Origin of the sequence: Bacillus sp. FSL R5-0416 (genome assembly GCF_037975425.1) — a bacterium.
Lineage (GTDB): Bacteria > Bacillota > Bacilli > Bacillales > Bacillaceae > Bacillus > Bacillus subtilis.
Map to the genome: position 1 here is coordinate 135,925 of NZ_CP150252.1, position 26,576 is coordinate 162,500.

The 26,576-nt window shown below is 42.8% G+C and carries 41 protein-coding genes, 2 rRNA genes and 1 pseudogene (1 of these 44 running past the window's edge); 42 read left to right on the top strand and 2 right to left on the bottom strand.

Annotated elements, in window-relative coordinates; all coding sequences use genetic code 11:
* Positions 1–25: 25 nt before the first annotated feature.
* The 39 genes and pseudogenes from rplD to salA all read left to right on the top strand — a co-directional run bounded on the left by rplD (position 26) and on the right by salA (position 22,131).
* The gene (gene rplD / locus NYE20_RS00730) at positions 26–649 is read left to right on the top strand and encodes a 50S ribosomal protein L4 (RefSeq protein ID WP_003225792.1); all 624 of its coding nucleotides are present in this window, start codon (positions 26–28) and stop codon (positions 647–649) included.
* On the top strand, positions 649–936 hold the full coding sequence (rplW, locus tag NYE20_RS00735) for a 50S ribosomal protein L23 (protein WP_003156467.1): 288 nt from the start codon (positions 649–651) through the stop codon (positions 934–936). The genes rplD and rplW overlap by 1 nt, the downstream gene beginning before the upstream one ends.
* A 31-nt stretch (positions 937–967) precedes the next feature.
* Complete coding sequence (gene rplB, locus NYE20_RS00740) at positions 968–1,801, top strand: 50S ribosomal protein L2 (RefSeq protein ID WP_003225795.1); 834 nt, start codon at positions 968–970, stop codon at positions 1,799–1,801.
* Positions 1,802–1,858: 57 nt separating this feature from the next.
* Positions 1,859–2,137 (top strand): 30S ribosomal protein S19, encoded by a 279-nt coding sequence (gene rpsS / locus NYE20_RS00745; protein ID WP_003156472.1) that lies wholly within the window; start codon positions 1,859–1,861, stop codon positions 2,135–2,137.
* A 16-nt stretch (positions 2,138–2,153) separates the two neighbouring features.
* Entirely contained in the window at positions 2,154–2,495 is a 342-nt protein-coding gene (rplV, locus tag NYE20_RS00750; protein ID WP_003156475.1) for a 50S ribosomal protein L22, read from the top strand.
* Positions 2,496–2,498: 3 nt separating this feature from the next.
* Positions 2,499–3,155 carry a 30S ribosomal protein S3 gene (gene rpsC, locus NYE20_RS00755; RefSeq protein WP_003242001.1) on the top strand — a complete coding sequence of 219 codons (657 nt, stop codon included), beginning with the start codon at positions 2,499–2,501 and terminating at the stop codon, positions 3,153–3,155.
* A gap of 1 nt (position 3,156) precedes the next feature.
* The gene (rplP, locus tag NYE20_RS00760) at positions 3,157–3,591 is read left to right on the top strand and encodes a 50S ribosomal protein L16 (RefSeq protein WP_003225801.1); all 435 of its coding nucleotides are present in this window, start codon (positions 3,157–3,159) and stop codon (positions 3,589–3,591) included.
* Positions 3,581–3,781, top strand: a complete 201-nt coding sequence (rpmC, locus tag NYE20_RS00765) for a 50S ribosomal protein L29 (RefSeq protein WP_003156482.1) — start codon at positions 3,581–3,583, stop codon at positions 3,779–3,781. Before rplP ends, rpmC begins: the two co-directional genes overlap by 11 nt.
* A 22-nt stretch (positions 3,782–3,803) precedes the next feature.
* Positions 3,804–4,067, top strand: coding sequence for a 30S ribosomal protein S17 (rpsQ, locus tag NYE20_RS00770; RefSeq protein ID WP_003225804.1), 264 nt, complete (start codon positions 3,804–3,806; stop codon positions 4,065–4,067).
* Between the two features lie 40 nt (positions 4,068–4,107).
* Positions 4,108–4,476 carry a 50S ribosomal protein L14 gene (gene rplN / locus NYE20_RS00775; RefSeq protein ID WP_003225805.1) on the top strand — a complete coding sequence of 123 codons (369 nt, stop codon included), beginning with the start codon at positions 4,108–4,110 and terminating at the stop codon, positions 4,474–4,476.
* 36 nt (positions 4,477–4,512) lie between these two features.
* Positions 4,513–4,824 carry a 50S ribosomal protein L24 gene (rplX, locus tag NYE20_RS00780; RefSeq protein WP_003156486.1) on the top strand — a complete coding sequence of 104 codons (312 nt, stop codon included), beginning with the start codon at positions 4,513–4,515 and terminating at the stop codon, positions 4,822–4,824.
* A 26-nt stretch (positions 4,825–4,850) separates the two neighbouring features.
* Complete coding sequence (gene rplE / locus NYE20_RS00785) at positions 4,851–5,390, top strand: 50S ribosomal protein L5 (protein WP_003225809.1); 540 nt, start codon at positions 4,851–4,853, stop codon at positions 5,388–5,390.
* Between the two features lie 22 nt (positions 5,391–5,412).
* A complete protein-coding gene (gene rpsN, locus NYE20_RS00790; RefSeq protein WP_003156488.1) occupies positions 5,413–5,598 on the top strand; it encodes a 30S ribosomal protein S14 in 186 nt (61 codons plus the stop codon).
* 31 nt (positions 5,599–5,629) lie between these two features.
* Complete coding sequence (gene rpsH / locus NYE20_RS00795; protein ID WP_003241998.1) at positions 5,630–6,028, top strand: 30S ribosomal protein S8; 399 nt, start codon at positions 5,630–5,632, stop codon at positions 6,026–6,028.
* 29 nt (positions 6,029–6,057) lie between these two features.
* Positions 6,058–6,597 carry a 50S ribosomal protein L6 gene (rplF, locus tag NYE20_RS00800; protein ID WP_004399690.1) on the top strand — a complete coding sequence of 180 codons (540 nt, stop codon included), beginning with the start codon at positions 6,058–6,060 and terminating at the stop codon, positions 6,595–6,597.
* Positions 6,598–6,629: 32 nt separating this feature from the next.
* Positions 6,630–6,992, top strand: coding sequence for a 50S ribosomal protein L18 (rplR, locus tag NYE20_RS00805; protein WP_003225816.1), 363 nt, complete (start codon positions 6,630–6,632; stop codon positions 6,990–6,992).
* A 24-nt stretch (positions 6,993–7,016) separates the two neighbouring features.
* Positions 7,017–7,517, top strand: coding sequence for a 30S ribosomal protein S5 (gene rpsE / locus NYE20_RS00810; protein WP_003328273.1), 501 nt, complete (start codon positions 7,017–7,019; stop codon positions 7,515–7,517).
* A gap of 13 nt (positions 7,518–7,530) precedes the next feature.
* Positions 7,531–7,710 (top strand): 50S ribosomal protein L30, encoded by a 180-nt coding sequence (gene rpmD / locus NYE20_RS00815; RefSeq protein WP_003156497.1) that lies wholly within the window; start codon positions 7,531–7,533, stop codon positions 7,708–7,710.
* Between the two features lie 30 nt (positions 7,711–7,740).
* Positions 7,741–8,181, top strand: coding sequence for a 50S ribosomal protein L15 (gene rplO, locus NYE20_RS00820; protein ID WP_003225819.1), 441 nt, complete (start codon positions 7,741–7,743; stop codon positions 8,179–8,181).
* Between the two features lies 1 nt (position 8,182).
* The gene (secY, locus tag NYE20_RS00825; protein WP_004399662.1) at positions 8,183–9,478 is read left to right on the top strand and encodes a preprotein translocase subunit SecY; all 1,296 of its coding nucleotides are present in this window, start codon (positions 8,183–8,185) and stop codon (positions 9,476–9,478) included.
* A 54-nt stretch (positions 9,479–9,532) separates the two neighbouring features.
* On the top strand, positions 9,533–10,186 hold the full coding sequence (locus tag NYE20_RS00830; protein ID WP_003241987.1) for an adenylate kinase: 654 nt from the start codon (positions 9,533–9,535) through the stop codon (positions 10,184–10,186).
* Positions 10,183–10,929, top strand: coding sequence for a type I methionyl aminopeptidase (gene map, locus NYE20_RS00835; RefSeq protein ID WP_003225828.1), 747 nt, complete (start codon positions 10,183–10,185; stop codon positions 10,927–10,929). Before NYE20_RS00830 ends, map begins: the two co-directional genes overlap by 4 nt.
* Before the next feature lie 59 nt (positions 10,930–10,988).
* Positions 10,989–11,263: pseudogene (locus NYE20_RS00840) on the top strand (ribosome-binding protein ybzG).
* Complete coding sequence (infA, locus tag NYE20_RS00845) at positions 11,241–11,459, top strand: translation initiation factor IF-1 (protein WP_003156508.1); 219 nt, start codon at positions 11,241–11,243, stop codon at positions 11,457–11,459. The pseudogene NYE20_RS00840 and the gene infA overlap by 23 nt, the downstream one beginning before the upstream one ends.
* Before the next feature lie 33 nt (positions 11,460–11,492).
* Positions 11,493–11,606, top strand: a complete 114-nt coding sequence (rpmJ, locus tag NYE20_RS00850) for a 50S ribosomal protein L36 (RefSeq protein WP_003156543.1) — start codon at positions 11,493–11,495, stop codon at positions 11,604–11,606.
* Positions 11,607–11,628: 22 nt separating this feature from the next.
* Positions 11,629–11,994, top strand: a complete 366-nt coding sequence (gene rpsM, locus NYE20_RS00855; protein ID WP_003235095.1) for a 30S ribosomal protein S13 — start codon at positions 11,629–11,631, stop codon at positions 11,992–11,994.
* 20 nt (positions 11,995–12,014) lie between these two features.
* Complete coding sequence (gene rpsK, locus NYE20_RS00860) at positions 12,015–12,410, top strand: 30S ribosomal protein S11 (RefSeq protein ID WP_009966385.1); 396 nt, start codon at positions 12,015–12,017, stop codon at positions 12,408–12,410.
* A gap of 176 nt (positions 12,411–12,586) precedes the next feature.
* The gene (locus NYE20_RS00865; protein WP_003225835.1) at positions 12,587–13,531 is read left to right on the top strand and encodes a DNA-directed RNA polymerase subunit alpha; all 945 of its coding nucleotides are present in this window, start codon (positions 12,587–12,589) and stop codon (positions 13,529–13,531) included.
* A gap of 77 nt (positions 13,532–13,608) precedes the next feature.
* Complete coding sequence (gene rplQ, locus NYE20_RS00870) at positions 13,609–13,971, top strand: 50S ribosomal protein L17 (RefSeq protein ID WP_003225836.1); 363 nt, start codon at positions 13,609–13,611, stop codon at positions 13,969–13,971.
* 127 nt (positions 13,972–14,098) lie between these two features.
* Positions 14,099–14,944, top strand: a complete 846-nt coding sequence (locus tag NYE20_RS00875) for an energy-coupling factor ABC transporter ATP-binding protein (protein ID WP_004399689.1) — start codon at positions 14,099–14,101, stop codon at positions 14,942–14,944.
* Positions 14,920–15,789 (top strand): energy-coupling factor ABC transporter ATP-binding protein, encoded by an 870-nt coding sequence (locus NYE20_RS00880; protein WP_032726595.1) that lies wholly within the window; start codon positions 14,920–14,922, stop codon positions 15,787–15,789. The genes NYE20_RS00875 and NYE20_RS00880 overlap by 25 nt, the downstream gene beginning before the upstream one ends.
* Positions 15,786–16,583, top strand: a complete 798-nt coding sequence (locus NYE20_RS00885; protein WP_004399656.1) for an energy-coupling factor transporter transmembrane protein EcfT — start codon at positions 15,786–15,788, stop codon at positions 16,581–16,583. Before NYE20_RS00880 ends, NYE20_RS00885 begins: the two co-directional genes overlap by 4 nt.
* 9 nt (positions 16,584–16,592) lie before the next feature.
* Positions 16,593–17,336, top strand: a complete 744-nt coding sequence (gene truA / locus NYE20_RS00890; RefSeq protein ID WP_004399657.1) for a tRNA pseudouridine(38-40) synthase TruA — start codon at positions 16,593–16,595, stop codon at positions 17,334–17,336.
* Between the two features lie 161 nt (positions 17,337–17,497).
* Entirely contained in the window at positions 17,498–17,935 is a 438-nt protein-coding gene (rplM, locus tag NYE20_RS00895; RefSeq protein WP_003241966.1) for a 50S ribosomal protein L13, read from the top strand.
* A 20-nt stretch (positions 17,936–17,955) separates the two neighbouring features.
* Positions 17,956–18,348, top strand: coding sequence for a 30S ribosomal protein S9 (rpsI, locus tag NYE20_RS00900; protein WP_004399691.1), 393 nt, complete (start codon positions 17,956–17,958; stop codon positions 18,346–18,348).
* Between the two features lie 459 nt (positions 18,349–18,807).
* Complete coding sequence (locus tag NYE20_RS00905; protein WP_021482000.1) at positions 18,808–19,575, top strand: class I SAM-dependent methyltransferase; 768 nt, start codon at positions 18,808–18,810, stop codon at positions 19,573–19,575.
* Between the two features lie 185 nt (positions 19,576–19,760).
* The gene (locus NYE20_RS00910; RefSeq protein ID WP_003235118.1) at positions 19,761–20,204 is read left to right on the top strand and encodes a YbaK family protein; all 444 of its coding nucleotides are present in this window, start codon (positions 19,761–19,763) and stop codon (positions 20,202–20,204) included.
* 59 nt (positions 20,205–20,263) lie between these two features.
* A complete protein-coding gene (gene cwlD, locus NYE20_RS00915) occupies positions 20,264–20,977 on the top strand; it encodes an N-acetylmuramoyl-L-alanine amidase CwlD (RefSeq protein ID WP_015252979.1) in 714 nt (237 codons plus the stop codon).
* 95 nt (positions 20,978–21,072) lie between these two features.
* Positions 21,073–22,131 (top strand): iron-sulfur carrier protein/transcriptional regulator SalA, encoded by a 1,059-nt coding sequence (gene salA, locus NYE20_RS00920; protein ID WP_032726589.1) that lies wholly within the window; start codon positions 21,073–21,075, stop codon positions 22,129–22,131.
* 35 nt (positions 22,132–22,166) lie between these two features.
* Here the strand turns inward: salA and gerD are convergent, their stop codons facing one another.
* Complete coding sequence (gene gerD, locus NYE20_RS00925; RefSeq protein ID WP_003235126.1) at positions 22,167–22,724, bottom strand: spore germination lipoprotein GerD; 558 nt, start codon at positions 22,722–22,724, stop codon at positions 22,167–22,169.
* Between the two features lie 109 nt (positions 22,725–22,833).
* On the opposite strand from gerD, the gene kbaA reads away from it, so the two are divergent.
* Entirely contained in the window at positions 22,834–23,430 is a 597-nt protein-coding gene (kbaA, locus tag NYE20_RS00930; protein WP_004399693.1) for a KinB-signaling pathway activation protein, read from the top strand.
* On the opposite strand, the gene pdaB is transcribed toward kbaA, so the two are convergent.
* Complete coding sequence (pdaB, locus tag NYE20_RS00935; RefSeq protein ID WP_064672092.1) at positions 23,431–24,195, bottom strand: polysaccharide deacetylase family sporulation protein PdaB; 765 nt, start codon at positions 24,193–24,195, stop codon at positions 23,431–23,433.
* Positions 24,196–24,544: 349 nt separating this feature from the next.
* Between pdaB and NYE20_RS00940 the strand changes: the two genes are divergently transcribed.
* Both NYE20_RS00940 and NYE20_RS00945 read left to right on the top strand, forming a co-directional pair.
* Positions 24,545–26,094: ribosomal RNA gene (locus NYE20_RS00940) — 16S ribosomal RNA — on the top strand.
* 170 nt (positions 26,095–26,264) lie between these two features.
* A 23S ribosomal RNA gene (locus NYE20_RS00945) occupies positions 26,265–26,576 on the top strand (it continues 2,616 nt past the right edge of the window).
* Together the 16S and 23S rRNA genes form the textbook arrangement of a ribosomal RNA operon.

The window sequence follows — 26,576 nt, forward strand, 5'->3', positions numbered from 1 at the left end:
CTCTTAGGAAAGGAGGAAATTGATTATGCCAAAAGTAGCATTATACAACCAAAACGGTTCTACTGCTGGTGACATCGAATTAAACGCTTCTGTATTTGGTATCGAACCAAATGAGAGTGTTGTATTCGACGCTATTCTTATGCAAAGAGCTTCCTTACGTCAAGGAACTCACAAAGTAAAAAATCGTTCTGAAGTACGCGGCGGAGGTCGTAAACCATGGCGTCAAAAAGGTACTGGACGTGCCCGTCAAGGTTCAATCCGTTCACCGCAATGGCGCGGAGGTGGTGTCGTATTCGGCCCAACACCACGCAGCTATTCTTATAAATTACCTAAAAAAGTTCGCCGCTTGGCAATCAAATCAGTATTGTCTTCTAAAGTGAACGACAACAACATCATCGTTCTTGAAGATCTTACTCTTGATACGGCTAAAACAAAAGAAATGGCAGCTATCCTTAAAGGATTATCTGTTGAGAAAAAAGCTTTAATCGTAACTGCGGATGCAAACGAAGCAGTAGCTTTATCTGCTCGTAACATTCCTGGAGTTACTGTTGTTGAAGCTAACGGAATCAACGTTTTAGACGTTGTCAACCACGAGAAGCTTCTGATTACAAAAGCAGCGGTTGAAAAAGTAGAGGAGGTGCTTGCATAATGAAAGATCCTCGTGATGTTCTAAAGCGCCCCGTCATTACTGAACGTTCTGCTGATTTAATGACTGAAAAGAAATATACTTTTGAAGTTGATGTAAGAGCTAACAAAACAGAAGTGAAAGACGCGGTTGAAAGCATCTTTGGAGTGAAAGTTGACAAAGTCAACATCATGAACTACAAAGGTAAATCAAAACGTGTTGGACGCTACACTGGTATGACTAGCCGTCGCAGAAAAGCGATCGTAAAACTTACTGCAGACAGCAAAGAAATCGAAATTTTTGAAGCTTAATTATCTGTAAAAAGAAGGAGGGAAATTCAAAATGGCGATTAAAAAGTATAAACCGACCTCTAATGGACGTCGTGGCATGACAACTTCAGATTTTGCTGAAATCACGACTGACAAGCCGGAAAAATCCTTGCTTGCTCCCCTTCACAAAAAAGGCGGACGTAACAACCAAGGTAAATTGACTGTACGTCACCAAGGTGGCGGACATAAACGCCAATACCGTGTTATCGACTTCAAACGCGATAAAGATGGTATACCTGGACGCGTTGCTACAGTTGAATACGATCCAAACCGTTCAGCTAACATCGCTCTAATCAACTATGCAGACGGAGAAAAACGTTACATTCTTGCTCCTAAAGGAATTCAAGTAGGTACTGAAATCATGTCAGGTCCTGAAGCTGACATTAAAGTAGGTAATGCACTTCCACTTATCAACATCCCTGTTGGTACAGTTGTGCATAACATTGAATTAAAACCTGGTAAAGGCGGACAGCTTGTACGTTCAGCTGGTACATCTGCTCAGGTTCTTGGTAAAGAAGGTAAATACGTTCTTGTACGTCTTAACTCTGGTGAAGTTCGCATGATCCTTTCTGCTTGCCGTGCTTCTATCGGTCAAGTAGGTAACGAACAGCACGAACTTATCAACATTGGTAAAGCTGGACGTTCTCGCTGGAAAGGCATCCGTCCTACAGTTCGTGGTTCTGTAATGAACCCTAACGATCACCCACACGGTGGTGGTGAAGGACGTGCGCCAATCGGACGTAAATCACCAATGTCTCCATGGGGCAAACCAACTCTTGGATTCAAGACTCGTAAGAAAAAGAACAAATCCGATAAATTTATCGTACGTCGTCGTAAAAATAAATAACGGGGTTGTCTACGGTTCTTTTCGGACCGTAGTGCAATCACGAAGGGAGGTTCCAAAATGGCTCGCAGCTTAAAAAAAGGACCATTTGTCGATGGACACTTGATGACTAAAATCGAGAAATTAAATGAAACAGACAAGAAACAAGTCGTAAAAACTTGGTCTCGTCGTTCTACTATTTTCCCACAGTTTATTGGTCACACAATCGCAGTCTATGACGGACGTAAACACGTGCCTGTATTCATCTCTGAAGATATGGTAGGGCACAAGTTGGGTGAATTCGCTCCAACTCGTACGTACAAAGGTCATGCTAGTGATGACAAAAAAACAAGACGCTAAGAGAGGAGGCTTTTAAATGCAAGCTAAAGCTGTTGCAAGAACAGTCCGTATTGCTCCTCGTAAAGCACGTCTAGTAATGGACCTGATTCGAGGCAAGCAAGTAGGTGAGGCAGTATCAATCTTGAACCTTACACCAAGAGCTGCTTCTCCAATTATCGAGAAAGTATTAAAATCCGCTATTGCAAATGCTGAGCATAACTATGAAATGGACGCTAACAACCTGGTTATTTCTCAAGCATTCGTTGACGAAGGCCCTACGTTAAAAAGATTCCGCCCACGTGCTATGGGACGTGCGAGCCAAATCAACAAACGTACGAGCCACATTACAATCGTTGTATCAGAAAAGAAGGAGGGATAAGTAGTGGGTCAAAAGGTAAATCCAGTCGGTCTTCGTATCGGAGTCATTCGTGATTGGGAATCTAAGTGGTACGCTGGTAAAGATTACGCTGACTTCCTGCACGAAGATTTAAAAATTCGTGAATACATTAGCAAACGCCTTTCTGACGCTTCTGTTTCTAAAGTAGAAATCGAGCGTGCAGCAAACCGCGTTAACATTACGATCCACACAGCTAAGCCTGGTATGGTTATCGGTAAAGGCGGTTCTGAAGTCGAAGCACTTCGCAAAGCCCTTAACAGCCTTACTGGCAAGCGTGTACACATTAACATTCTTGAAATCAAAAGAGCAGATCTTGATGCACAGCTAGTTGCTGACAACATCGCTCGTCAATTAGAAAACCGTGTTTCTTTCCGCCGTGCGCAGAAACAACAAATCCAACGTACTATGCGTGCTGGAGCACAAGGTGTGAAAACAATGGTTTCTGGTCGTCTTGGCGGTGCAGATATCGCTCGTTCTGAATACTACAGTGAAGGAACTGTTCCATTGCACACATTACGTGCGGACATTGACTATGCAACATCTGAAGCTGATACTACTTACGGTAAGCTTGGTGTAAAAGTCTGGATCTATCGTGGAGAGGTTCTTCCTACTAAGAAGAAAACTGAGGAAGGAGGAAAATAATATGTTATTACCAAAACGCGTTAAATATCGCAGAGAGCATCGCGGAAAAATGCGTGGCCGTGCGAAAGGCGGTACTGAAGTACATTTCGGAGAATTCGGTATCCAAGCTCTAGAAGCTTCTTGGATTACTAACCGTCAAATCGAAGCTGCACGTATTGCGATGACTCGTTACATGAAACGTGGCGGTAAAGTTTGGATCAAAATTTTCCCTTCTAAACCTTACACTGCTAAACCACTTGAGGTACGTATGGGATCCGGTAAAGGGGCTCCAGAAGGTTGGGTAGCTGTTGTAAAACCGGGCAAAGTTTTATTTGAAATTTCTGGTGTGTCTGAAGAGGTTGCTCGTGAAGCGCTTCGCCTTGCATCTCACAAATTGCCAATTAAAACGAAGTTCGTAAAACGTGAAGAAATTGGTGGTGAATCAAATGAAAGCTAATGAAATTCGTGACCTTACCACTGCTGAAATTGAACAAAAAGTAAAGTCTCTTAAAGAAGAACTTTTCAATCTTCGCTTTCAATTAGCGACAGGACAACTTGAAAATACTGCTCGCATTCGTGAAGTGCGCAAAGCTATCGCGCGCATGAAAACTGTGATTCGTGAAAGAGAAATTGCTGCTAATAAATAATCACTGAGGGGAGGTCGTGAGCATGAGCGAACGTAACCAACGCAAAGTTTACCAAGGCCGTGTTGTTTCTGACAAAATGGATAAAACCATTACTGTTGTTGTTGAGACATACAAAAAACATACACTTTACGGTAAACGCGTAAAATACTCAAAAAAATTCAAAGCACATGATGAAAATAATCAAGCTAAAATCGGTGACATCGTTAAGATCATGGAAACTCGTCCATTGTCTGCAACTAAGCGTTTCCGTCTAGTTGAAGTTGTCGAAGAAGCTGTTATTATCTAATAAAGTTCGGAATTCTTTTTCCGAAGGGAGGTAACAAATAATGATTCAACAAGAGACTCGTTTAAAAGTAGCTGACAACTCTGGCGCACGTGAAGTACTTACTATTAAAGTTCTTGGTGGTTCTGGACGTAAAACAGCTAACATTGGTGATGTAATTGTTTGCACGGTTAAACAAGCAACACCAGGAGGCGTTGTCAAAAAAGGTGAAGTCGTAAAAGCTGTTATCGTTCGCACTAAAAGCGGAGCGCGCAGAAGTGACGGTTCATACATCAGCTTCGATGAGAATGCATGTGTTATCATCCGTGACGACAAGAGCCCACGCGGAACTCGTATCTTCGGACCAGTTGCTCGTGAATTGCGTGAAAACAACTTTATGAAAATTGTTTCTCTAGCTCCAGAAGTTATCTAATGAAATAAATGCCTTACTCAAGGAGGTGCGATCAGGATGCATGTAAAAAAAGGCGATAAAGTTATGGTTATCTCTGGTAAAGATAAAGGCAAACAAGGAACAATCCTTGCTGCTTTCCCTAAAAAGGACCGCGTTTTAGTTGAAGGTGTTAACATGGTAAAGAAACACTCTAAACCAACTCAAGCTAACCCTCAAGGCGGTATTTCTAATCAAGAGGCGCCAATTCATGTATCAAACGTTATGCCGCTCGATCCTAAAACAGGTGAAGTGACTCGCGTAGGATACAAAGTGGAAGATGGCAAAAAAGTTCGTGTAGCAAAAAAATCTGGGCAAGTTCTAGATAAATAGTATTAAAAGGAAGGGAGGTCTATCTCATGAACCGCCTTAAAGAAAAGTACAATAAAGAAATTGCACCTGCTTTAATGACTAAGTTCAACTATGATTCAGTCATGCAAGTGCCTAAAATCGAAAAAATCGTAATCAACATGGGTGTTGGTGACGCTGTTCAAAACGCCAAAGCAATCGACAGTGCTGTTGAAGAATTAACGTTTATCGCAGGTCAAAAACCTGTCGTTACTCGTGCGAAGAAATCAATTGCTGGATTCCGTCTTCGTGAGGGAATGCCTATCGGTGCGAAAGTAACTCTTCGCGGAGAGCGCATGTATGATTTCCTTGATAAACTTATTTCTGTATCTTTACCGCGTGTACGTGACTTCCGCGGGGTTTCTAAAAAATCTTTCGACGGTCGCGGTAACTACACACTTGGTATCAAAGAACAGTTAATCTTCCCTGAAATTGACTACGATAAAGTAACAAAGGTTCGCGGAATGGACATCGTTATCGTAACAACTGCTAATACTGACGAAGAAGCTCGTGAGCTATTAACTCAAGTAGGTATGCCGTTCCAGAAATAATCAATGAAAGGGAGGCGAAATCGTGGCTAAAAAGTCTATGATTGCGAAACAACAACGTACACCAAAGTTTAAAGTACAAGAGTACACACGCTGTGAACGCTGCGGACGTCCGCATTCAGTCATTCGTAAATTTAAACTTTGCCGTATTTGTTTCCGTGAGCTTGCATATAAAGGACAAATTCCTGGCGTGAAAAAAGCCAGCTGGTAATCCCCAAGAAAGGGAAGGAGGTAATTATATAATGGTTATGACAGATCCAATTGCAGATATGCTAACTCGTATTCGCAATGCAAACATGGTACGTCATGAGAAGCTTGAAATTCCTGCTTCTAAATTGAAAAGAGAAATTGCTGAAATTTTAAAGCGTGAAGGTTTCATTCGTGACGTTGAGTTCGTAGAAGACAGCAAACAAGGTATCATCCGCGTTTTCTTGAAATACGGACAAAACAACGAGCGCGTTATCACTGGTCTTAAAAGAATCAGCAAGCCTGGTTTGCGTGTTTATGCTAAATCTAATGAAGTACCTCGCGTACTTAACGGTCTTGGAATCGCGATTATTTCTACATCACAAGGTGTTTTAACGGACAAAGAAGCCCGTGCAAAACAAGCTGGTGGAGAAGTTCTAGCATACGTTTGGTAAGAAGTTTAACATGAATGGAGGTGTTTGGTATGTCTCGTGTAGGTAAGAAGCTACTTGAGATTCCTTCTGATGTTACAGTAACGTTAAATGATAACAACACTGTAGCTGTGAAAGGACCAAAAGGAGAATTAACTCGTACGTTTCACCCTGATATGGAGATTAAAGTAGAGGACAATGTGCTTACAGTCGCTCGTCCTTCTGATCAAAAAGAGCACCGTGCCCTGCATGGTACGACTCGCAGTCTGCTTGGCAACATGGTTGAAGGTGTATCTAAAGGATTTGAAAGAGGTTTGGAATTAGTCGGTGTCGGTTACCGTGCTTCTAAATCCGGAAATAAACTTGTTTTAAACGTTGGATACTCTCATCCTGTTGAGATCGTTCCTGAAGAAGGCATCGAAATCGAAGTTCCTTCTCAAACAAAAGTAGTTGTAAAAGGTACAGACAAAGAACGCGTAGGAGCTATTGCTGCTAACATCCGCGCTGTACGTTCTCCAGAGCCTTACAAAGGTAAAGGAATCCGCTACGAAGGTGAAGTTGTTCGCCGTAAAGAAGGTAAATCTGCTAAGTAAGATCGCTTAAAGTGAAGAAAGGAGTGACCTAGATGATTACGAAAACTAGCAAAAATGCTGCTCGTCTTAAAAGACACGCTCGTGTTCGCGCTAAACTTTCCGGTACTGCTGAAAGACCGCGCCTGAACGTTTTCCGTTCTAACAAGCACATTTACGCTCAAATCATCGATGATGTAAATGGTGTAACACTTGCTAGTGCATCTACTCTCGATAAAGACTTGAACGTTGAAAGCACTGGAGATACTTCTGCTGCTACTAAAGTTGGAGAATTAGTTGCAAAACGCGCTGCTGAAAAAGGCATTTCTGACGTAGTATTTGACCGTGGCGGATACTTATACCATGGACGTGTAAAAGCTTTGGCTGATGCCGCTCGTGAAGCTGGACTTAAATTTTAATAAAAGAAGGAGGGACACATGATTATGCGTCGTATTGACCCAAGCAAATTAGAGTTAGAAGAACGCTTAGTTACGGTTAACCGCGTAGCGAAAGTTGTTAAAGGTGGTCGTCGTTTCCGCTTCGCAGCTCTAGTCGTTGTCGGTGACAAAAACGGACACGTAGGATTCGGTACTGGTAAAGCACAAGAAGTACCAGAAGCGATCCGCAAAGCTGTTGAAGATGCGAAAAAGAATTTGATTGAAGTACCAATGGTTGGAACTACAATTCCACACGAAATCATCGGACGTTTCGGTGCAGGTAACATCTTGTTAAAACCTGCTTCTGAAGGTACTGGAGTTATCGCTGGAGGCCCTGTACGTGCGGTACTTGAGCTAGCTGGTGTAGCTGATATCCTTTCTAAGTCTTTAGGTTCTAACACACCGATCAACATGATTCGTGCAACACTTCAAGGTTTAAGTGAACTTAAACGTGCTGAAGACGTTGCGAAGCTTCGTGGAAAATCTGTAGAAGAACTGTTAGGATAAGGAGGGAACATTAATGGCTAAATTAGAAATTACCCTCAAACGAAGTGTAATCGGTCGCCCGGAAGACCAACGCGTTACTGTAAGAACACTTGGTTTAAAGAAAACAAACCAAACTGTTGTTCATGAAGACAACGCTGCGATCCGTGGTATGATTAATAAAGTATCTCATTTAGTTTCTGTTAAAGAACAATAAAAATATTTGATCGGATAAGGAGGTGTCCTAATGAAACTTCATGAATTAAAACCTTCAGAAGGTTCACGCAAAACGCGTAATCGCGTAGGTCGTGGTATTGGTTCTGGCAACGGTAAAACAGCTGGTAAAGGTCACAAAGGTCAAAACGCTCGTTCTGGCGGCGGTGTACGCCCTGGATTCGAGGGGGGACAAATGCCTTTATTCCAACGTCTTCCTAAACGCGGTTTCACTAACATCAACCGCAAGGAATACGCTGTAGTCAACCTAGACAAATTGAACGGTTTTGCAGAAGGAACGGAAGTCACTCCTGAACTTCTTCTAGAGACTGGTGTTATTAGCAAACTTAATGCAGGAGTAAAGATTCTTGGCAACGGTAAATTAGAGAAAAAATTAACTGTAAAAGCCAATAAATTCTCTGCTTCTGCGAAAGAAGCTGTTGAAGCTGCTGGCGGTACAGCTGAGGTGATCTAACTTGTTTAAAACAATCTCCAACTTTATGCGTGTGAGTGATATCAGGAATAAAATCATATTCACTTTACTCATGCTTATCGTCTTTCGCATAGGTGCGTTTATTCCTGTGCCTTACGTTAACGCTGAAGCGTTACAGGCGCAGTCTCAAATGGGTGTTTTTGATCTCCTTAATACATTTGGCGGCGGTGCGCTTTACCAATTTTCCATTTTCGCAATGGGAATTACTCCTTATATCACGGCTTCGATCATCATTCAGCTGCTTCAGATGGATGTTGTACCGAAGTTTACCGAGTGGTCTAAGCAAGGTGAAGTTGGCCGCCGTAAATTAGCTCAGTTCACAAGGTACTTTACGATTGTGCTTGGTTTCATCCAAGCATTAGGTATGTCATATGGGTTTAACAATCTGGCAAACGGTATGCTGATCGAAAAATCCGGTGTATCGACATATCTTATCATTGCTTTAGTGCTCACTGGCGGAACTGCCTTTTTAATGTGGCTTGGGGAACAAATTACTTCTCATGGAGTAGGCAACGGAATATCGATCATTATCTTCGCGGGGATTGTGTCTAGTATTCCAAAAACAATTGGGCAAATATATGAGACTCAATTTGTCGGCAGCAACGATCAGTTGTTTATTCATATTGTGAAAGTCGCACTTCTTGTGATTGCGATTTTAGCAGTTATTGTTGGAGTTATTTTCATTCAGCAAGCCGTACGGAAAATTGCGATTCAATATGCTAAAGGCACAGGTCGTTCACCTGCTGGCGGAGGTCAGTCTACACACCTTCCATTGAAAGTGAATCCTGCAGGGGTTATTCCGGTAATCTTTGCGGTTGCGTTTTTGATAACGCCGCGGACGATCGCGTCATTCTTTGGAACAAACGATGTGACAAAGTGGATTCAAAACAACTTTGATAATACGCATCCGGTGGGTATGGCGATATATGTTGCGTTGATTATTGCCTTTACGTACTTTTATGCTTTTGTACAGGTAAACCCTGAACAAATGGCTGATAACCTTAAAAAACAGGGTGGCTATATCCCGGGGGTTCGTCCAGGGAAAATGACTCAAGATAGAATTACGAGCATTTTGTATCGACTTACGTTTGTGGGTTCTATATTCTTAGCCGTGATTTCCATTCTTCCTATCTTTTTCATTCAATTCGCTGGATTGCCTCAAAGTGCACAAATTGGCGGAACATCTTTGTTAATTGTTGTCGGGGTAGCCTTGGAGACAATGAAACAACTAGAAAGCCAGTTGGTGAAACGAAACTACCGTGGATTTATGAAAAACTAGAGGAAATGGATTTATCCATTCCCTCTTAATAAAGAGAGGACGGGGGAAATCCGAATGAACTTAGTCTTAATGGGGCTTCCTGGTGCCGGTAAAGGCACACAGGGCGAACGAATTGTTGAGGATTATGGGATTCCTCATATCTCAACAGGAGATATGTTCCGTGCTGCTATGAAAGAAGAAACACCACTCGGACTCGAAGCAAAATCTTATATTGATAAGGGAGAGCTCGTACCTGACGAAGTCACAATCGGAATTGTAAAAGAGAGACTTGGCAAAGATGATTGTGAAAGAGGTTTTCTTCTGGACGGATTTCCGCGAACAGTCGCTCAAGCCGAAGCTCTTGAAGAAATTCTTGAGGAATACGGCAAGCCGATTGATTATGTCATTAACATTGAAGTCGACAAAGACGCTCTTATGGAACGTCTGACTGGACGCAGAATTTGCAGTGTTTGCGGCACAACCTATCATTTAGTCTTTAATCCGCCGAAAACGCCGGGTATTTGTGATAAAGACGGAGGCGAACTCTATCAACGGGCAGATGATAATGAGGAAACAGTCTCTAAACGGCTTGAGGTAAACATGAAGCAAACTCAGCCTTTACTCGATTTCTATTCAGAGAAAGGTTATCTTGCAAACGTGAATGGCCAGCAGGACATTCAAGACGTTTATGCAGATGTGAAGGATCTTCTTGGAGGATTAAAAAAATGATTATCTGTAAAACCCCACGTGAACTTGGTATCATGCGGGAAGCAGGGCGAATCGTGGCTTTAACTCATGAAGAGTTAAAAAAGCACATTAAACCAGGAATCTCGACAAAAGAATTGGATCAAATTGCCGAACGTTTTATTAAGAAGCAGGGTGCAATCCCATCTTTTAAGGGGTATAATGGGTTTCGCGGGAGCATTTGCGTATCAGTTAATGAAGAACTCGTTCACGGCATACCTGGCAGCAGGGTGCTGAAGGACGGTGACATCATCAGTATTGATATCGGTGCTAAATTAAATGGTTATCATGGTGACTCTGCATGGACATATCCGGTAGGAAACATCAGCGATGATGACAAAAAACTTCTGGAAGTGACAGAGGAGTCTTTATATAAAGGCTTGCAGGAAGCAAAACCAGGTGAACGTTTGTCGAATATTTCCCACGCAATACAAACGTATGTCGAAAATGAGCAGTTTTCAGTTGTTAGGGAGTATGTCGGACATGGTGTTGGTCAAGACTTGCATGAGGACCCGCAAATTCCTCATTACGGTCCGCCCAACAAAGGACCACGGCTTAAACCTGGCATGGTTCTCGCTATTGAACCTATGGTGAACGCTGGCAGCCGCTACGTGAAAACATTGGCTGATAACTGGACGGTTGTAACGGTAGATGGGAAAAAGTGTGCTCATTTTGAACATACGATTGCGATTACGGAAACGGGTTTTGATATACTGACGAGAGTCTAGATGATGAAAATAATTCCGAAGACAGATGTTTTTCAAGCTTGATAGGGCAGAAAGCTTGGATGAACATTGGCAAGACCGAATTCATCTTGCTGCTTGTCGTTGGAATTTTAACCATCATCAATGTACTAACAGCAGACGGAGAAAAGCGTACATTTCATTCTCCTAAGAAAAAGAATATCAATCATTTAACCCTTTATGATTGCGTATCTCCGGAAGTTCAGAACAGTATAAACGAAACAGGGCGTGTGACAAACTTCTTTTGAAATTTGTCAGAAAGCAAGTTACTGATTTGAAGAAGGGAGAACACTTGAATGGCGAAAGACGATGTAATTGAAGTGGAAGGTACTATAGTCGAAACACTGCCAAACGCGATGTTCAAAGTTGAACTTGAAAATGGCCACACTGTTTTGGCTCATGTATCTGGTAAAATCCGCATGCACTTCATTCGCATTTTACCTGGAGACAAAGTTACGGTAGAATTATCTCCATATGACTTAACTCGTGGCAGGATTACGTACCGTTACAAATAAAGCACTCCGGAAACTGAAGGAGGTTGGAAACACATGAAAGTGAGACCATCAGTTAAACCAATCTGCGAAAAATGTAAAGTTATTCGCAGAAAAGGAAAAGTAATGGTGATCTGTGAAAATCCAAAGCATAAACAAAAACAAGGATAATTTATAAGGAGGTGCCCAGAGAATGGCTCGTATTGCTGGTGTAGATATCCCACGTGACAAACGTGTTGTTATTTCTTTAACATACATCTTCGGAATTGGCCGCACAACGGCTCAGCAAGTTTTAAAAGAAGCTGGAGTTTCAGAAGATACTCGTGTGCGCGATCTTACTGAAGAAGAACTTGGTAAAATCCGTGATATTATTGACAAACTGAAAGTAGAAGGTGACCTTCGCCGTGAAGTTTCTCTTAATATCAAACGTCTGATCGAAATCGGAAGCTACCGCGGAATCCGTCATCGCAGAGGATTACCTGTTCGCGGACAAAACTCTAAAAACAATGCGCGTACTCGTAAAGGTCCGCGTCGTACTGTAGCTAACAAGAAAAAATAAGTAAGGGAGGTTCTTAAACAATGGCTGCTGCTCGTAAATCTAACACGCGTAAACGTCGCGTGAAAAAGAATATTGAGTCTGGAATTGCTCATATTCGTTCAACTTTCAATAACACGATCGTTACGATCACTGACACTCATGGTAATGCTATTTCTTGGTCTAGTGCCGGAGCTTTAGGATTCAGAGGTTCTCGTAAATCTACTCCTTTTGCTGCGCAAATGGCTGCAGAAACAGCTGCTAAAGGTTCAATCGAACATGGTCTTAAAACTCTAGAGGTTACTGTTAAAGGACCTGGTTCAGGCCGTGAAGCTGCAATTCGTGCACTTCAAGCTGCTGGACTAGAAGTCACTGCTATCAGAGACGTAACTCCTGTTCCTCATAACGGATGCCGTCCACCAAAACGTCGCCGCGTGTAATTTGTTTGTATAGATTTTGTGTCCCTGTCAATAATGGGTTATGATACAGTTATTTATGAAACGAATGCACCGACTCGTTGCCTGAGCACATACGGGACTAAACAATGGGGAATTTCGGATGGAATCTCATATGATTCTATTCGAGGTTTCGACGTTTTGAAGGAGGGTTTTAAGTAATGATCGAGATTGAAAAACCAAAAATCGAAACGGTTGAAATCAGCGACGATGCCAAATTTGGTAAGTTTGTCGTAGAGCCACTTGAGCGTGGATATGGTACAACTCTGGGTAACTCCTTACGTCGTATCCTCTTATCCTCACTCCCTGGTGCCGCTGTAACATCAATCCAGATAGATGGTGTACTGCACGAATTCTCGACAATTGAAGGCGTTGTGGAAGATGTTACAACGATTATCTTACACATTAAAAAGCTTGCATTGAAAATCTACTCTGATGAAGAGAAGACGCTAGAAATTGATGTACAGGGTGAAGGAACTGTAACGGCAGCTGATATTACACACGATAGTGATGTAGAGATCTTAAATCCTGATCTTCATATCGCGACTCTTGGTGAGAATGCGAGTTTCCGAGTTCGCCTTACTGCTCAAAGAGGACGTGGGTATACGCCTGCTGACGCAAACAAGAGAGACGATCAGCCAATCGGCGTGATTCCGATCGATTCTATCTATACGCCAGTTTCTCGTGTATCTTATCAGGTAGAGAACACTCGTGTAGGCCAAGTTGCAAACTATGATAAACTTACACTTGATGTTTGGACTGATGGAAGCACTGGACCGAAAGAAGCAATTGCGCTTGGTTCAAAGATTTTAACTGAACACCTTAATATATTCGTTGGTTTAACTGACGAAGCTCAACATGCTGAAATCATGGTTGAAAAAGAAGAAGATCAAAAAGAGAAAGTTCTTGAAATGACAATTGAAGAATTGGATCTTTCTGTTCGTTCTTACAACTGCTTAAAGCGTGCGGGTATTAACACGGTTCAAGAGCTTGCGAACAAGACGGAAGAAGATATGATGAAAGTTCGAAATCTAGGACGCAAATCACTTGAAGAAGTGAAAGCGAAACTAGAAGAACTTGGACTCGGACTTCGCAAAGACGATTGACTAGTTTCCCTTGTGAACTAGGATTTTCGTGTGTTTATTATTCAGAAACAGCATTCCAATAAAGGAGGGGACATCACATGTCATACAGAAAACTAGGACGTACGAGTGCACAGCGTAAAGCTATGCTTCGTGATCTTACAACTGATTTGATCATCAACGAAAGAATCGAAACAACTGAAACACGTGCGAAAGAACTTCGCTCTGTAGTTGAAAAAATGATCACGCTTGGCAAACGCGGTGATCTTCACGCTCGCCGTCAAGCTGCTGCATACATCCGCAACGAGGTTGCAAACGAAGAAAATAACCAAGATGCACTTCAAAAATTATTCTCTGACATTGCAACTCGTTACGAGGAGCGCCAAGGCGGATACACACGTATTATGAAGCTTGGTCCTCGCCGTGGTGACGGAGCACCAATGGCAATTATCGAATTGGTTTAATCACATATTTTTGTGTATCTAAAGAAGGGCGGGACAGTTTCTAACTGGATCTATGCCCTTTTTTTAGATACTGCAACTTTTAATAGAGAGAAAAGCAGAGCATTAGCTGAGAGGAGGCCGGTTTTCCATGAATCAAAATCAGTTGATATCGGTAGAGGATATCGTATTTCGATATCGGAAGGACGCAGAAAGACGAGCACTAGACGGCGTCTCCCTGCAGGTGTATGAGGGTGAATGGCTTGCAATCGTAGGTCATAACGGTTCAGGGAAATCAACACTGGCCCGGGCATTGAATGGTTTAATTCTTCCTGAATCAGGCGACATTGAGGTTGCCGGGATTCAATTGACAGAGGAATCTGTTTGGGAAGTGCGTAAGAAGATAGGTATGGTCTTTCAAAATCCGGATAACCAATTTGTCGGAACGACTGTTCGCGATGATGTGGCTTTTGGTTTAGAAAACAATGGTGTACCGCGGGAAGAAATGATTGAGAGAGTAGACTGGGCAGTAAAACAGGTGAATATGCAAGATTTTCTCGATCAAGAGCCGCACCATCTCTCCGGAGGCCAAAAGCAGAGAGTTGCGATTGCGGGGGTTATTGCCGCACGTCCTGATATTATTATCTTAGATGAAGCAACATCCATGCTTGATCCGATCGGGCGAGAAGAAGTGCTTGAAACGGTAAGACATTTAAAAGAGCAGGGCATGGCGACTGTCATATCCATTACACATGATCTGAATGAGGCAGCAAAAGCAGACAGGATCATTGTCATGAATGGCGGTAAAAAATATGCTGAAGGGCCGCCTGAAGAGATTTTTAAATTGAATAAAGAACTTGTTCGAATTGGGCTTGATTTACCCTTCTCATTTCAGCTTAGCCAGCTTTTAAGAGAAAATGGACTGGCTTTGGAAGAAAACCATTTGACTCAGGAAGGGCTGGTGAAAGAGCTGTGGACATTACAATCAAAGATGTAGAGCATCGTTATCAGATGAAGACGCCGTTTGAGCGCCTAGCACTGTATGATATCAATGCATCGATTAAAGAAGGAAGCTACGTAGCCGTTATCGGGCATACAGGCTCTGGTAAGTCCACTCTTCTTCAGCACCTAAATGGTCTCCTGAAGCCGACGAAGGGACAGATATCACTAGGCAGCACTGTCATTCAGGCAGGGAAAAAGAATAAAGAACTGAAAAAACTTCGTAAAAAAGTCGGAATCGTTTTCCAATTTCCTGAGCATCAATTATTCGAAGAAACAGTTCTTAAAGATATTTCATTCGGACCGATGAACTTTGGTGTTAAAAAAGAAGATGCTGAACAAAAAGCGAGAGAGATGCTGCAGCTTGTAGGTTTATCAGAAGAGCTTTTGGACAGGTCACCCTTTGAATTAAGCGGGGGACAAATGCGCAGAGTTGCAATTGCCGGCGTACTTGCAATGGACCCTGAAGTGCTTGTTCTGGATGAACCGACTGCAGGATTGGACCCAAGAGGGCGAAAAGAGATTATGGACATGTTTTATGAGCTTCATCAACGTGGGAACCTGACGACGATCCTTGTGACACACAGCATGGAGGATGCAGCTGCATACGCTGATGAAATGATTGTTATGCATAAAGGAACGATACAAGCATCAGGCAGTCCGCGTGATCTGTTTTTAAAGGGTGAAGAGATGGCCGGCTGGGGGCTGGATCTTCCTGAAACAATAAAATTCCAAAGACACCTTGAAGCTGCACTGGGTGTGAGATTTAATGAGCCTATGCTCACAATTGAAGATGCCGCTGCTGAAATCCGCGCTCTTTTTCAGGGGGAGAAGACTTTATGATGGACAGCATGATTATCGGTAAGTATGTACCGGGTACTTCACTTGTGCACCGGCTTGACCCCAGAACAAAACTGATCACGATCTTTTTATTTGTCTGCATCGTATTCTTAGCCAATAATGTTCAGACATATGCGTTGCTTGGTTTATTTACAATTGGCGTCGTTTCTTTAACAAGAGTTCCATTCTCTTTTTTAATGAAAGGGCTGAAGCCAATTATCTGGATTGTCCTTTTTACGTTCCTTCTTCACATCCTTATGACACATGAAGGACCGATTATCTTTCAAATAGGTTTTTTCAAAGTCTATGAGGGCGGTCTGGTTCAGGGGATATTCATTTCTCTTAGATTCGTCTATTTGATTTTAATCACAACTTTATTAACGCTTACGACTACACCGATTGAGATTACCGATGGAATGGAGCAGCTGCTGAACCCATTGAAAAAATTAAAGCTTCCTGTTCATGAGCTGGCTCTTATGATGTCAATTTCTTTACGGTTTATTCCGACACTGATGGAGGAGACAGATAAGATCATGAAGGCTCAGATGGCGCGGGGCGTTGATTTTACAAGCGGGCCTGTCAAAGAAAGAGTGAAGGCTATTGTCCCGCTTCTTGTCCCGCTCTTCGTCAGCGCATTTAAACGCGCCGAAGAGCTTGCGGTGGCAATGGAAGCAAGAGGCTATCAAGGCGGAGAAGGACGTACGAAATATAGAAAGCTTGTATGGACAGGAAAAGACACTTCTGTCATTGTCAGCTTAATTGTATTAGCTGCTTTGTTATTTTTCTTAAGGGCTTAGAGGTGCTGTATGAGACTGAAATGCACGATTTCTTATGACGGACATTTGTTTAACGGTTATCAGGTTCAGCCGGGCAAAAGAACGGTTCAGGATGAACTGGAGAAGGCTTTGGCTGTCCTGCATAAGTCAAAAGACAGAATTCCGGTCGTTTCGTCTGGAAGAACAGACAGCGGGGTTCACGCAGCCGGACAGGTGATTCATTTTGACACTCCACTGTCTATCCCGGCTGAGAGATGGCCATATGCCTTAAATGCACTGCTTCCGGACGATATCGCAGTCAAACAGGCAGAAATTGCGGATGATGGGTTCCATGCACGATTTAGCGCAGTCAAAAAAGAATATCGCTACTTTGTATACACGGAGAAACACCCGGACGTATTTAAACGGCATTACGCTTACCATTTTTCATATCGCCTTAATGTGCAGGACATGAGAGAAGCGGCAAAGCATCTTATAGGGACACATGATTTTACGAGCTTTTGCGCGGCTAAAACAGAAGTGCAGGACAAGGTAAGAACGATATACGAACTTGATTGGACTGAGACGGCTGACGGCCTGCAAATGCGGATCACAGGCAGCGGTTTCTTATATAATATGGTCAGAATTATTGCGGGTACTTTGCTTGATGCAGGTATTGGAAAAATTTCTCCCGATGAGGTGAAATCCATGCTGGAAGCGAAGGATCGCGAAGCGGCAGGGCGCACAGCGCCGGGGCACGGGCTATATTTATGGAACGTTTACTATGACAACTAAACCAGGTGTATAATATTTTCTTGACAGAGTCTGCATAAAGTTATAAGATATCATATGGTATGTATTTCAACCCCACGATAAGCCCCGGAACTTATTGTGTTGTGAAATAGAACGTAATCGAAGTTTATTGAAAATGACAGATCATTTAGGAGGGAAATTCAATGCGTACAACACCTATGGCTAACGCAAGTACTATTGAACGCAAGTGGTTAGTTGTTGATGCTGCTGGCAAGACTTTAGGTCGTCTTTCTTCAGAAGTTGCAGCTATCCTTCGCGGAAAACACAAACCAACTTACACACCACACGTTGATACTGGAGATCATGTGATCATCATCAACGCTGAAAAAATCGAGTTAACTGGTAAAAAGTTAACTGACAAAATCTACTACCGTCACACTCAACATCCAGGCGGATTAAAATCAAGAACTGCTCTTGAAATGCGTACAAACTACCCTGAGAAAATGCTTGAGCTTGCTATCAAAGGCATGCTTCCAAAAGGTTCTCTAGGTCGTCAAATGTTCAAAAAATTGAACGTATACCGTGGTTCTGAGCATCCACACGAAGCACAAAAACCTGAAGTTTACGAACTTCGCGGTTAATTAAAAAGGAGGTTACCAATTTGGCACAGGTTCAATATTACGGTACTGGCCGTCGTAAAAGCTCTGTAGCGCGTGTGCGTTTAGTTCCAGGAGAAGGCCGTATCGTCGTTAATAATCGTGAAATCAGCGAACATATCCCATCTGCAGCTTTAATCGAAGATATCAAACAACCATTAACTTTGACTGAAACAGCTGGCACTTATGATGTTTTAGTAAACGTACATGGAGGCGGCTTATCTGGTCAAGCTGGAGCAATCCGTCACGGTATCGCTCGTGCTTTGCTTGAAGCAGATCCAGAATACCGTACAACGCTTAAACGTGCAGGTCTTCTGACTCGTGACGCTCGTATGAAAGAACGTAAAAAATACGGTCTTAAAGGCGCTCGTCGTGCACCTCAGTTCTCAAAACGTTAATTTTACGTTTTCAAAAAGCTCTCGACCTTGGTTGGGAGCTTTTTTCTTTTAATATAACGTGGCCAGCTCCGCATAAAAATAACACTGAATGGACGCTTGACGGGGTTAAACAATTTGTTTGTTTATAAACGGTCTCACTGTAAAAATCATGATAGCTTTCATTTTTATTCAATTGGAAGTTCGGTCAATGTTTATTATCGTTATGTCGACAGCCCAGCTCCATTTAACCACTGTATCTCATCCGTTAAAGTTCACTGCTGATTAACCCGGAGAAACAATAGCTCTCATTGCTAATGGCTTTATGTAACGAAGTAAAAGTAAATCTGATGATATAAATCACATATCTCCTTTGTGATTTTTTTGCGTTTTTATGAACTTTTTTCTAAATATGCAAAGGGAAAGCGATATCAATCTAGAAATATTTGTTATACTCTATACATTAAAGTAAGGAGAAGATTCATGAATGCGTTAGTAGCTCATAATAGCAAAGCCTGGGATAAAAAAGTAGAAACAGGCAATGAATGGACTGTTGCTGCTGAGCAGCAGGTTATCGAACAAGCAAAAAAAGGTAATTGGGATATAAGGGTAACGCCAATGAAAGATGTACCGAAGGATTGGTTTCCGCCTATCAAAGGTCTGAAAGTACTCTGTTTAGCCTCAGGCGGTGGCCAGCAGGGTCCAGTTTTGGCAGCCGCAGGTGCGGATGTCACCGTATTAGATAACTCAGAAAAACAGCTGAATCAGGATAGAATGGTTGCTGAGCGAGATGGTCTCACGATACACACTGTCAAAGGAAGCATGGACGATTTAAGTGTATTTAATGATGAATCATTTGATGTCATTGTACATCCTGTTGCCAATGTTTTTGTTGAGAATGTCCTCCCGGTATGGAAGGAAGCGCACCGTGTGTTGAAAAGGAACGGTGTTCTAATCTCGGGTTTTGTCAATCCTGTTGTATTTCTGTTTGATACAGAATTAGAACAGCAAGGTGTTTTAAAAGTAAAACACTCCATTCCATATGCTGACCCAGAAGATCTTCCGAAACATAGAGTGAAAAAACTGATCGAAAATAATGAGGCTCTGGAATTCGGCCATTCCTTAGAAGACCAAATCAAAGGCCAAATTGATGCTGGTTTTATCGTTACTGGTTTTTATGAAGATAAAGGCGGGTTTGTATTAGACCAATATATCCATACATATTCTGCAACAAGAAGCGTGAAAGTATGAAAAGCAGCGACCTGTTAGAGGGGCTGCTTTTTTTATAACTAATTACAGAACGTTTGTTCCTGACCCTGCAGAAAGTTGATTTTTTATCGATTTTACACCTTCATTTGGGCGAATTTCCAACCGAATTCGGGCATTGTTTCATTATCCAAACCTCAAAATAATCGATAAAAGGAGAGTGAATTTATATGGCAGAAGTACTGTCTTTTATGGATGTGAAACGCCAAAAGGATTTTGAATTAGAAAAGAACTTGCTCAAAGAACTCTCTCTGAGACAAATTATCCAGTCTGTTAAGGATTGTTTGGAACCATTATTTCCATTTTTACATGATGAACGAGATATTATTACTGAAGGCTGTATTGATTTTGCGATTGAAGCTTATTTGTTAGGCGGGCGTTTTGGGATATTCGGCTATTACGGAGAATCCATGCAAAGTATCAGTGCCCGCTCTGCAAGAGAAGAAGAAGAGCTGCGTATGGAGTTTTTTGATTATCTCTATAATTGGATACACGAGCAATACGCAACATTTGATAAAAACACGGTTTATGAAGCGGCACGCAAGTTCATTAAAGATTGGTGGACAGCGGGGTTTGTTCAAAGAGAAAAACAGTGTAAGCTTCGCATGCGATAATCATATTTCCCGGCCCTGTCCCATAGTTATGTAATAACGGACAAGCGGGAGGGGAAGGGATGAGGAAAAAGCTTAAATGGCTCAGTTTTTTGCTAGGCTTCATCGTATTACTATTTCTGTTCAAATATCAGTTCAGCAATAACGACTCTTGGAAGCCGTGGAGCCTGCCCTTGAGCGGTAAAATCATTTATCTAGATCCAGGTCATGGCGGGCCTGACGGCGGAGCAGTCGGCGGAAAGCTGTTAGAGAAGGATGTTACCCTGGAAGTGGCCTTTAGAGTCAGGGATTATCTTCAAGAACAAGGAGCGCTTGTTATCATGACCAGAGAAAGTGATACTGATCTCGCTCCAGAAGGAACAAAAGGCTATAGTCGACGAAAAGCTGAGGATCTAAGACAACGAGTCAAATTAATAAACCATTCAGAGGCGGAGCTCTATATCAGCATTCATCTTAATGCGATTCCGTCACAAAAATGGAGCGGAGCCCAAAGCTTTTATTACGGGAAATATGCGGAAAATGAGAAAGTCGCAAAATACATCCAAGATGAGCTGAGAAGAAATCTGGAAAACACAACCCGGAAAGCAAAGCGGATTCATGGTATCTACTTAATGCAAAACGTCACCAAACCGGGGGCGCTTATAGAAGTCGGATTTTTATCCAATCCAAACGAAGCAACGCTGCTCGGTAAACCGAAATATCAAGACAAGGTGGCATCTTCCATATATAAAGGCATTTTGCGATATTTCACAGAAAAAGGAGACCCTCCGGAGTAATGGAGGGTTTTCTTGTGGTTCTAAGCATAAGACACCCGCCATTTATGTATGATATAATAATAATTGTAAACGAATACACAAAAGGGTGAGGTTCGATGATAAGAGAAGATGAAGTAAGAAAACTAGTCGGAGAAATGCGCGAACCTTTTCTTCAAAGACCTCTGGGAGAATTGGATGCCGTTAAGGAAATTAAAATAAAGCCTGAAAAACGGCATATCAGTGTAAAAGTCGCTCTTGCAAAAACAGGAACTGCAGAACAAATGCAGATTCAGCAAGAGATCGTAAACGTATTAAAAGGGGCAGGAGCTGAGACAGTCGGCCTTCGATTTGAAGAGCTGCCTGAAGAAACGGTTGCTAAATTCCGGGCGCCGTCAGCTGAGAAAAAAACATTATTAAATATGGATAACCCGCCAGTCTTTCTTGCTGTAGCAAGTGGAAAAGGCGGCGTAGGCAAGTCAACTGTGTCAGTAAACCTAGCTATTTCTCTGGCTCGTCTAGGGAAAAAGGTTGGTTTAATTGATGCGGATATTTATGGGTTCAGTGTGCCGGACATGATGGGTATCACTGTGCGTCCAACAATTGAAGGAGAGAAACTTCTTCCTGTTGAACGCTTTGGAGTAAAGGTCATGTCAATGGGCTTTTTCGTAGAAGAAAATGCTCCGGTCGTATGGAGAGGGCCGATGCTCGGCAAAATGCTGAATAACTTTTTCCATGAAGTAGAGTGGGGAGAAGTAGACTATATTGTTCTTGATCTTCCGCCTGGTACAGGGGACGTTGCTCTCGATGTACATACAATGCTTCCGAGCTGCAAAGAAATTATCGTATCTACGCCACATCCGACAGCTGCTTTTGTCGCGGCCAGAGCGGGCTCTATGGCGATTAAAACCGATCATGAGGTCGTGGGTGTCATAGAGAACATGGCTTATTATGAAAGTGCAACGACAGGGGAAAGAGAATATGTGTTTGGAAAAGGCGGAGGAGATAAACTGGCTGAGGAACTAAACGTGCCTTTACTCGGCAGAATCCCATTGAAACAGCCCGATTGGGATAAGGACCAATTTGCTCCGTCTGTTTATGACGAAAATCATCCAATCGGAGAAATATATCAGGACATCGCAAAAAAAATAGATGCAAAAATGTCAGTGCAGGTATAAAAGGTGAACCGGGATTCCAGATCCCGGCTTTCCCTTTATTCACTTTCTTTGGCCGTGTCTTTTGCTGCTTTTTTCAGTTCATCTTCGAACTGTTTTTTGTAAAGCGGACTAGAAAGTGTTTCGTTAATAACCTCTTCTAAATAACTGCGGAATTCTTGGCTTTTTGCCAGCTGGCTGTACTTTTTATCCATGCCGGGATCCTGCATAACGCTCATCAGCATCTTCTGGTAATCTGGATCCTTCATCAGCTTTTTAATCACTTTTTCATGCTCTGTTTGAAGAGTTTTGGCAAAGCCCTCAGCAAAATCAGTGTCTTCAAAGATGTTTTTCCAAAATTCTTCACCTTTTTTAGATGTGAGTGTTTTTTCTATTGTTCCTTTAATTGCATCTTGGTCAATCACCAGCGCTTCATTCATGGCATCATCATTTAATAATTCCTTAATAGCTTTCTTTCCATCATCAGTTTTTAATATATCAACAACCATTTTTTTGGTCTGATCATAGTCCATATCCGCTGCTTGGTCTTTTGGAGCGCAAGCTGTTACAGATAATAATAAAAAACAGCTCATCAATAGCGTTTTGGCTTTTGACATGCTTAAGCTCCTTTCACATACTTGTCTTACCTTTAATATGATTCATCTGTTTGGAATTATACATAACAAAATATCGCTGTTCGCGATTTTTGAGGGGATGAATAAAGAAATGAAAAGCCGTGGTTTAGTTCGTTTTTTCTTTTCTATTTTAGCTGTCGGGGCGCTTATCACGAGTATTGTGGGTTTTGCTTTAAAATGGGGAGAATATAGAGGGCTGTTTCTGACATTTGAAGCGGGACAGATTTTCTCTGTTTTATTTTGGTTTATCGGTGTAGGCATGATTTTCAGTGTGATCAGCCAAATGGGTTTTTTCGTGTTTTTAACAGTCCATCGGTTTGCGCTTGAGATATTAAGGTCCTCCTCTTTGTGGAATTTGCTGCAGTTGTTTTTCATCCTGTTTGTTGCTTTTGATTTAATGTACGTGCGTTTTTTATTTTTTGGAGAGAGCGGAGAATCGCTGGCTGGGTATGCGTGGTTACCGGTGTTTTTATTGATCTTTGGAGTGATTACAGCTTATATAAAGCAAAAGCAGTCCTCTAAGAAAACATTTGTGTCATCGTTGTTTTTGATGGTTGTGATTACCGCATTAGAATGGTTCCCTGCATTAAGAGTAAATGATGAGGACTGGCTTTATTTAATGCTTTTTCCGTTAATGGCATGTAATGCCTTCCAATTGCTGATGTTGCCGAAGTTTGCAGCAAAGTAATTACTTTACCTCTGCGGATTTGGCATCAGAATTTGCGATGAGATCACCCACGGTTACATTTTTTAATCCTTTTTCTTTCAGCTGATGGATGATATCAGGCAATGCTTCTTCTGTTTGTTTTGCCGAATCGGAGGCATGTAAAAGAATAATGTCTCCACCGGAAACTTGCTTGGTCACATTGTCGATGATTTTTTCAACTCCGGGATTTGTCCAGTCTTGCGAGTTCACACTGTAATGAACGACTGTATAATTGTATTGCTTTGCGACCTTTAGAACATTCTTATTGAATTGGCCGGTAGGGGGTCTTAATAGCTGTATGTCTTTGACCCCTAACTTTTCAAAGGCTGTTTGAGCACGGTCTATGTCCTTTTTTATTTCGCTGCTCTCTAAATTGGCATAGTTTTTATAAGCGTAGCCCATGCTCCCAATTTGATGTCCATCCTTTACGATACGGGCCACTGTGTCGGGATGGCGTTCTGCCCAAGAAGCGGACAGGAAAAACGTTGCGTTTTTAATCCCGTTTGCTTTCAGAGTATTAAGTATCGGTTCTGCTCTCTCATCACCCCAGCTGATATCGAAAGTAAGTGAAATATCTTTAGAGTCTGTTTCTCCTTTATAAATGGCTTTAGGTCCGGTGTCAGTTGAAAACACGGGAAGCGGGACAGCTCTTTGGATATAAAAAAAGCTGGCAGCTGCAAATGCGGCGATAAGTATAATAATTAATTGTTTTACCCGTTTAATGTGCCACACATAGAAGTGATTCACTGATGATGCCTCCTTATCTTGTCCATCATTCTTGTTTTACATCTTATGAGCATGGACAATTGAATATAACCGATAAAATGTCTCTTCACATAGCCTAAATTAGGTGTTGACCTTTTGATAATATCCGTGATATATTATTATTCGTCGCTGATAAACAGCTGACATCAACTAAAAGCTTCATTAAGTACTTTGAAAAAAATTATTGACTTAAAAGAAGCTAAATGTTATAGTAATAAAGCTGCTTCGTTAAGCGGCTGTAATGATCTTTGAAAACTAAACAAGACAAAACGTACCTGTTAATTCAGTTTTTAAAAATCGCACAGCGATGTGCGTAGTCAGTCAAACTACTTTATCGGAGAGTTTGATCCTGGCTCAGGACGAACGCTGGCGGCGTGCCTAATACATGCAAGTCGAGCGGACAGATGGGAGCTTGCTCCCTGATGTTAGCGGCGGACGGGTGAGTAACACGTGGGTAACCTGCCTGTAAGACTGGGATAACTCCGGGAAACCGGGGCTAATACCGGATGGTTGTTTGAACCGCATGGTTCAAACATAAAAGGTGGCTTCGGCTACCACTTACAGATGGACCCGCGGCGCATTAGCTAGTTGGTGAGGTAACGGCTCACCAAGGCAACGATGCGTAGCCGACCTGAGAGGGTGATCGGCCACACTGGGACTGAGACACGGCCCAGACTCCTACGGGAGGCAGCAGTAGGGAATCTTCCGCAATGGACGAAAGTCTGACGGAGCAACGCCGCGTGAGTGATGAAGGTTTTCGGATCGTAAAGCTCTGTTGTTAGGGAAGAACAAGTACCGTTCGAATAGGGCGGTACCTTGACGGTACCTAACCAGAAAGCCACGGCTAACTACGTGCCAGCAGCCGCGGTAATACGTAGGTGGCAAGCGTTGTCCGGAATTATTGGGCGTAAAGGGCTCGCAGGCGGTTTCTTAAGTCTGATGTGAAAGCCCCCGGCTCAACCGGGGAGGGTCATTGGAAACTGGGGAACTTGAGTGCAGAAGAGGAGAGTGGAATTCCACGTGTAGCGGTGAAATGCGTAGAGATGTGGAGGAACACCAGTGGCGAAGGCGACTCTCTGGTCTGTAACTGACGCTGAGGAGCGAAAGCGTGGGGAGCGAACAGGATTAGATACCCTGGTAGTCCACGCCGTAAACGATGAGTGCTAAGTGTTAGGGGGTTTCCGCCCCTTAGTGCTGCAGCTAACGCATTAAGCACTCCGCCTGGGGAGTACGGTCGCAAGACTGAAACTCAAAGGAATTGACGGGGGCCCGCACAAGCGGTGGAGCATGTGGTTTAATTCGAAGCAACGCGAAGAACCTTACCAGGTCTTGACATCCTCTGACAATCCTAGAGATAGGACGTCCCCTTCGGGGGCAGAGTGACAGGTGGTGCATGGTTGTCGTCAGCTCGTGTCGTGAGATGTTGGGTTAAGTCCCGCAACGAGCGCAACCCTTGATCTTAGTTGCCAGCATTCAGTTGGGCACTCTAAGGTGACTGCCGGTGACAAACCGGAGGAAGGTGGGGATGACGTCAAATCATCATGCCCCTTATGACCTGGGCTACACACGTGCTACAATGGACAGAACAAAGGGCAGCGAAACCGCGAGGTTAAGCCAATCCCACAAATCTGTTCTCAGTTCGGATCGCAGTCTGCAACTCGACTGCGTGAAGCTGGAATCGCTAGTAATCGCGGATCAGCATGCCGCGGTGAATACGTTCCCGGGCCTTGTACACACCGCCCGTCACACCACGAGAGTTTGTAACACCCGAAGTCGGTGAGGTAACCTTTTAGGAGCCAGCCGCCGAAGGTGGGACAGATGATTGGGGTGAAGTCGTAACAAGGTAGCCGTATCGGAAGGTGCGGCTGGATCACCTCCTTTCTAAGGATATTATACGGAATATAAGACCTTGGGTCTTATAAACAGAACGTTCCCTGTCTTGTTTAGTTTTGAAGGATCATTCCTTCGAAACGTGTTCTTTGAAAACTAGATAACAGTAGACATCACATTCAATTAGTAACACAAGATATCACATAGTGATTCTTTTTAACGGTTAAGTTAGAAAGGGCGCACGGTGGATGCCTTGGCACTAGGAGCCGATGAAGGACGGGACGAACACCGATATGCTTCGGGGAGCTGTAAGCAAGCTTTGATCCGGAGATTTCCGAATGGGGAAACCCACCACTCGTAATGGAGTGGTATCCATATCTGAATTCATAGGATATGAGAAGGCAGACCCGGGGAACTGAAACATCTAAGTACCCGGAGGAAGAGAAAGCAAATGCGATTCCCTGAGTAGCGGCGAGCGAAACGGGATTAGCCCAAACCAAGAGGCTTGCCTCTTGGGGTTGTAGGACACTCTG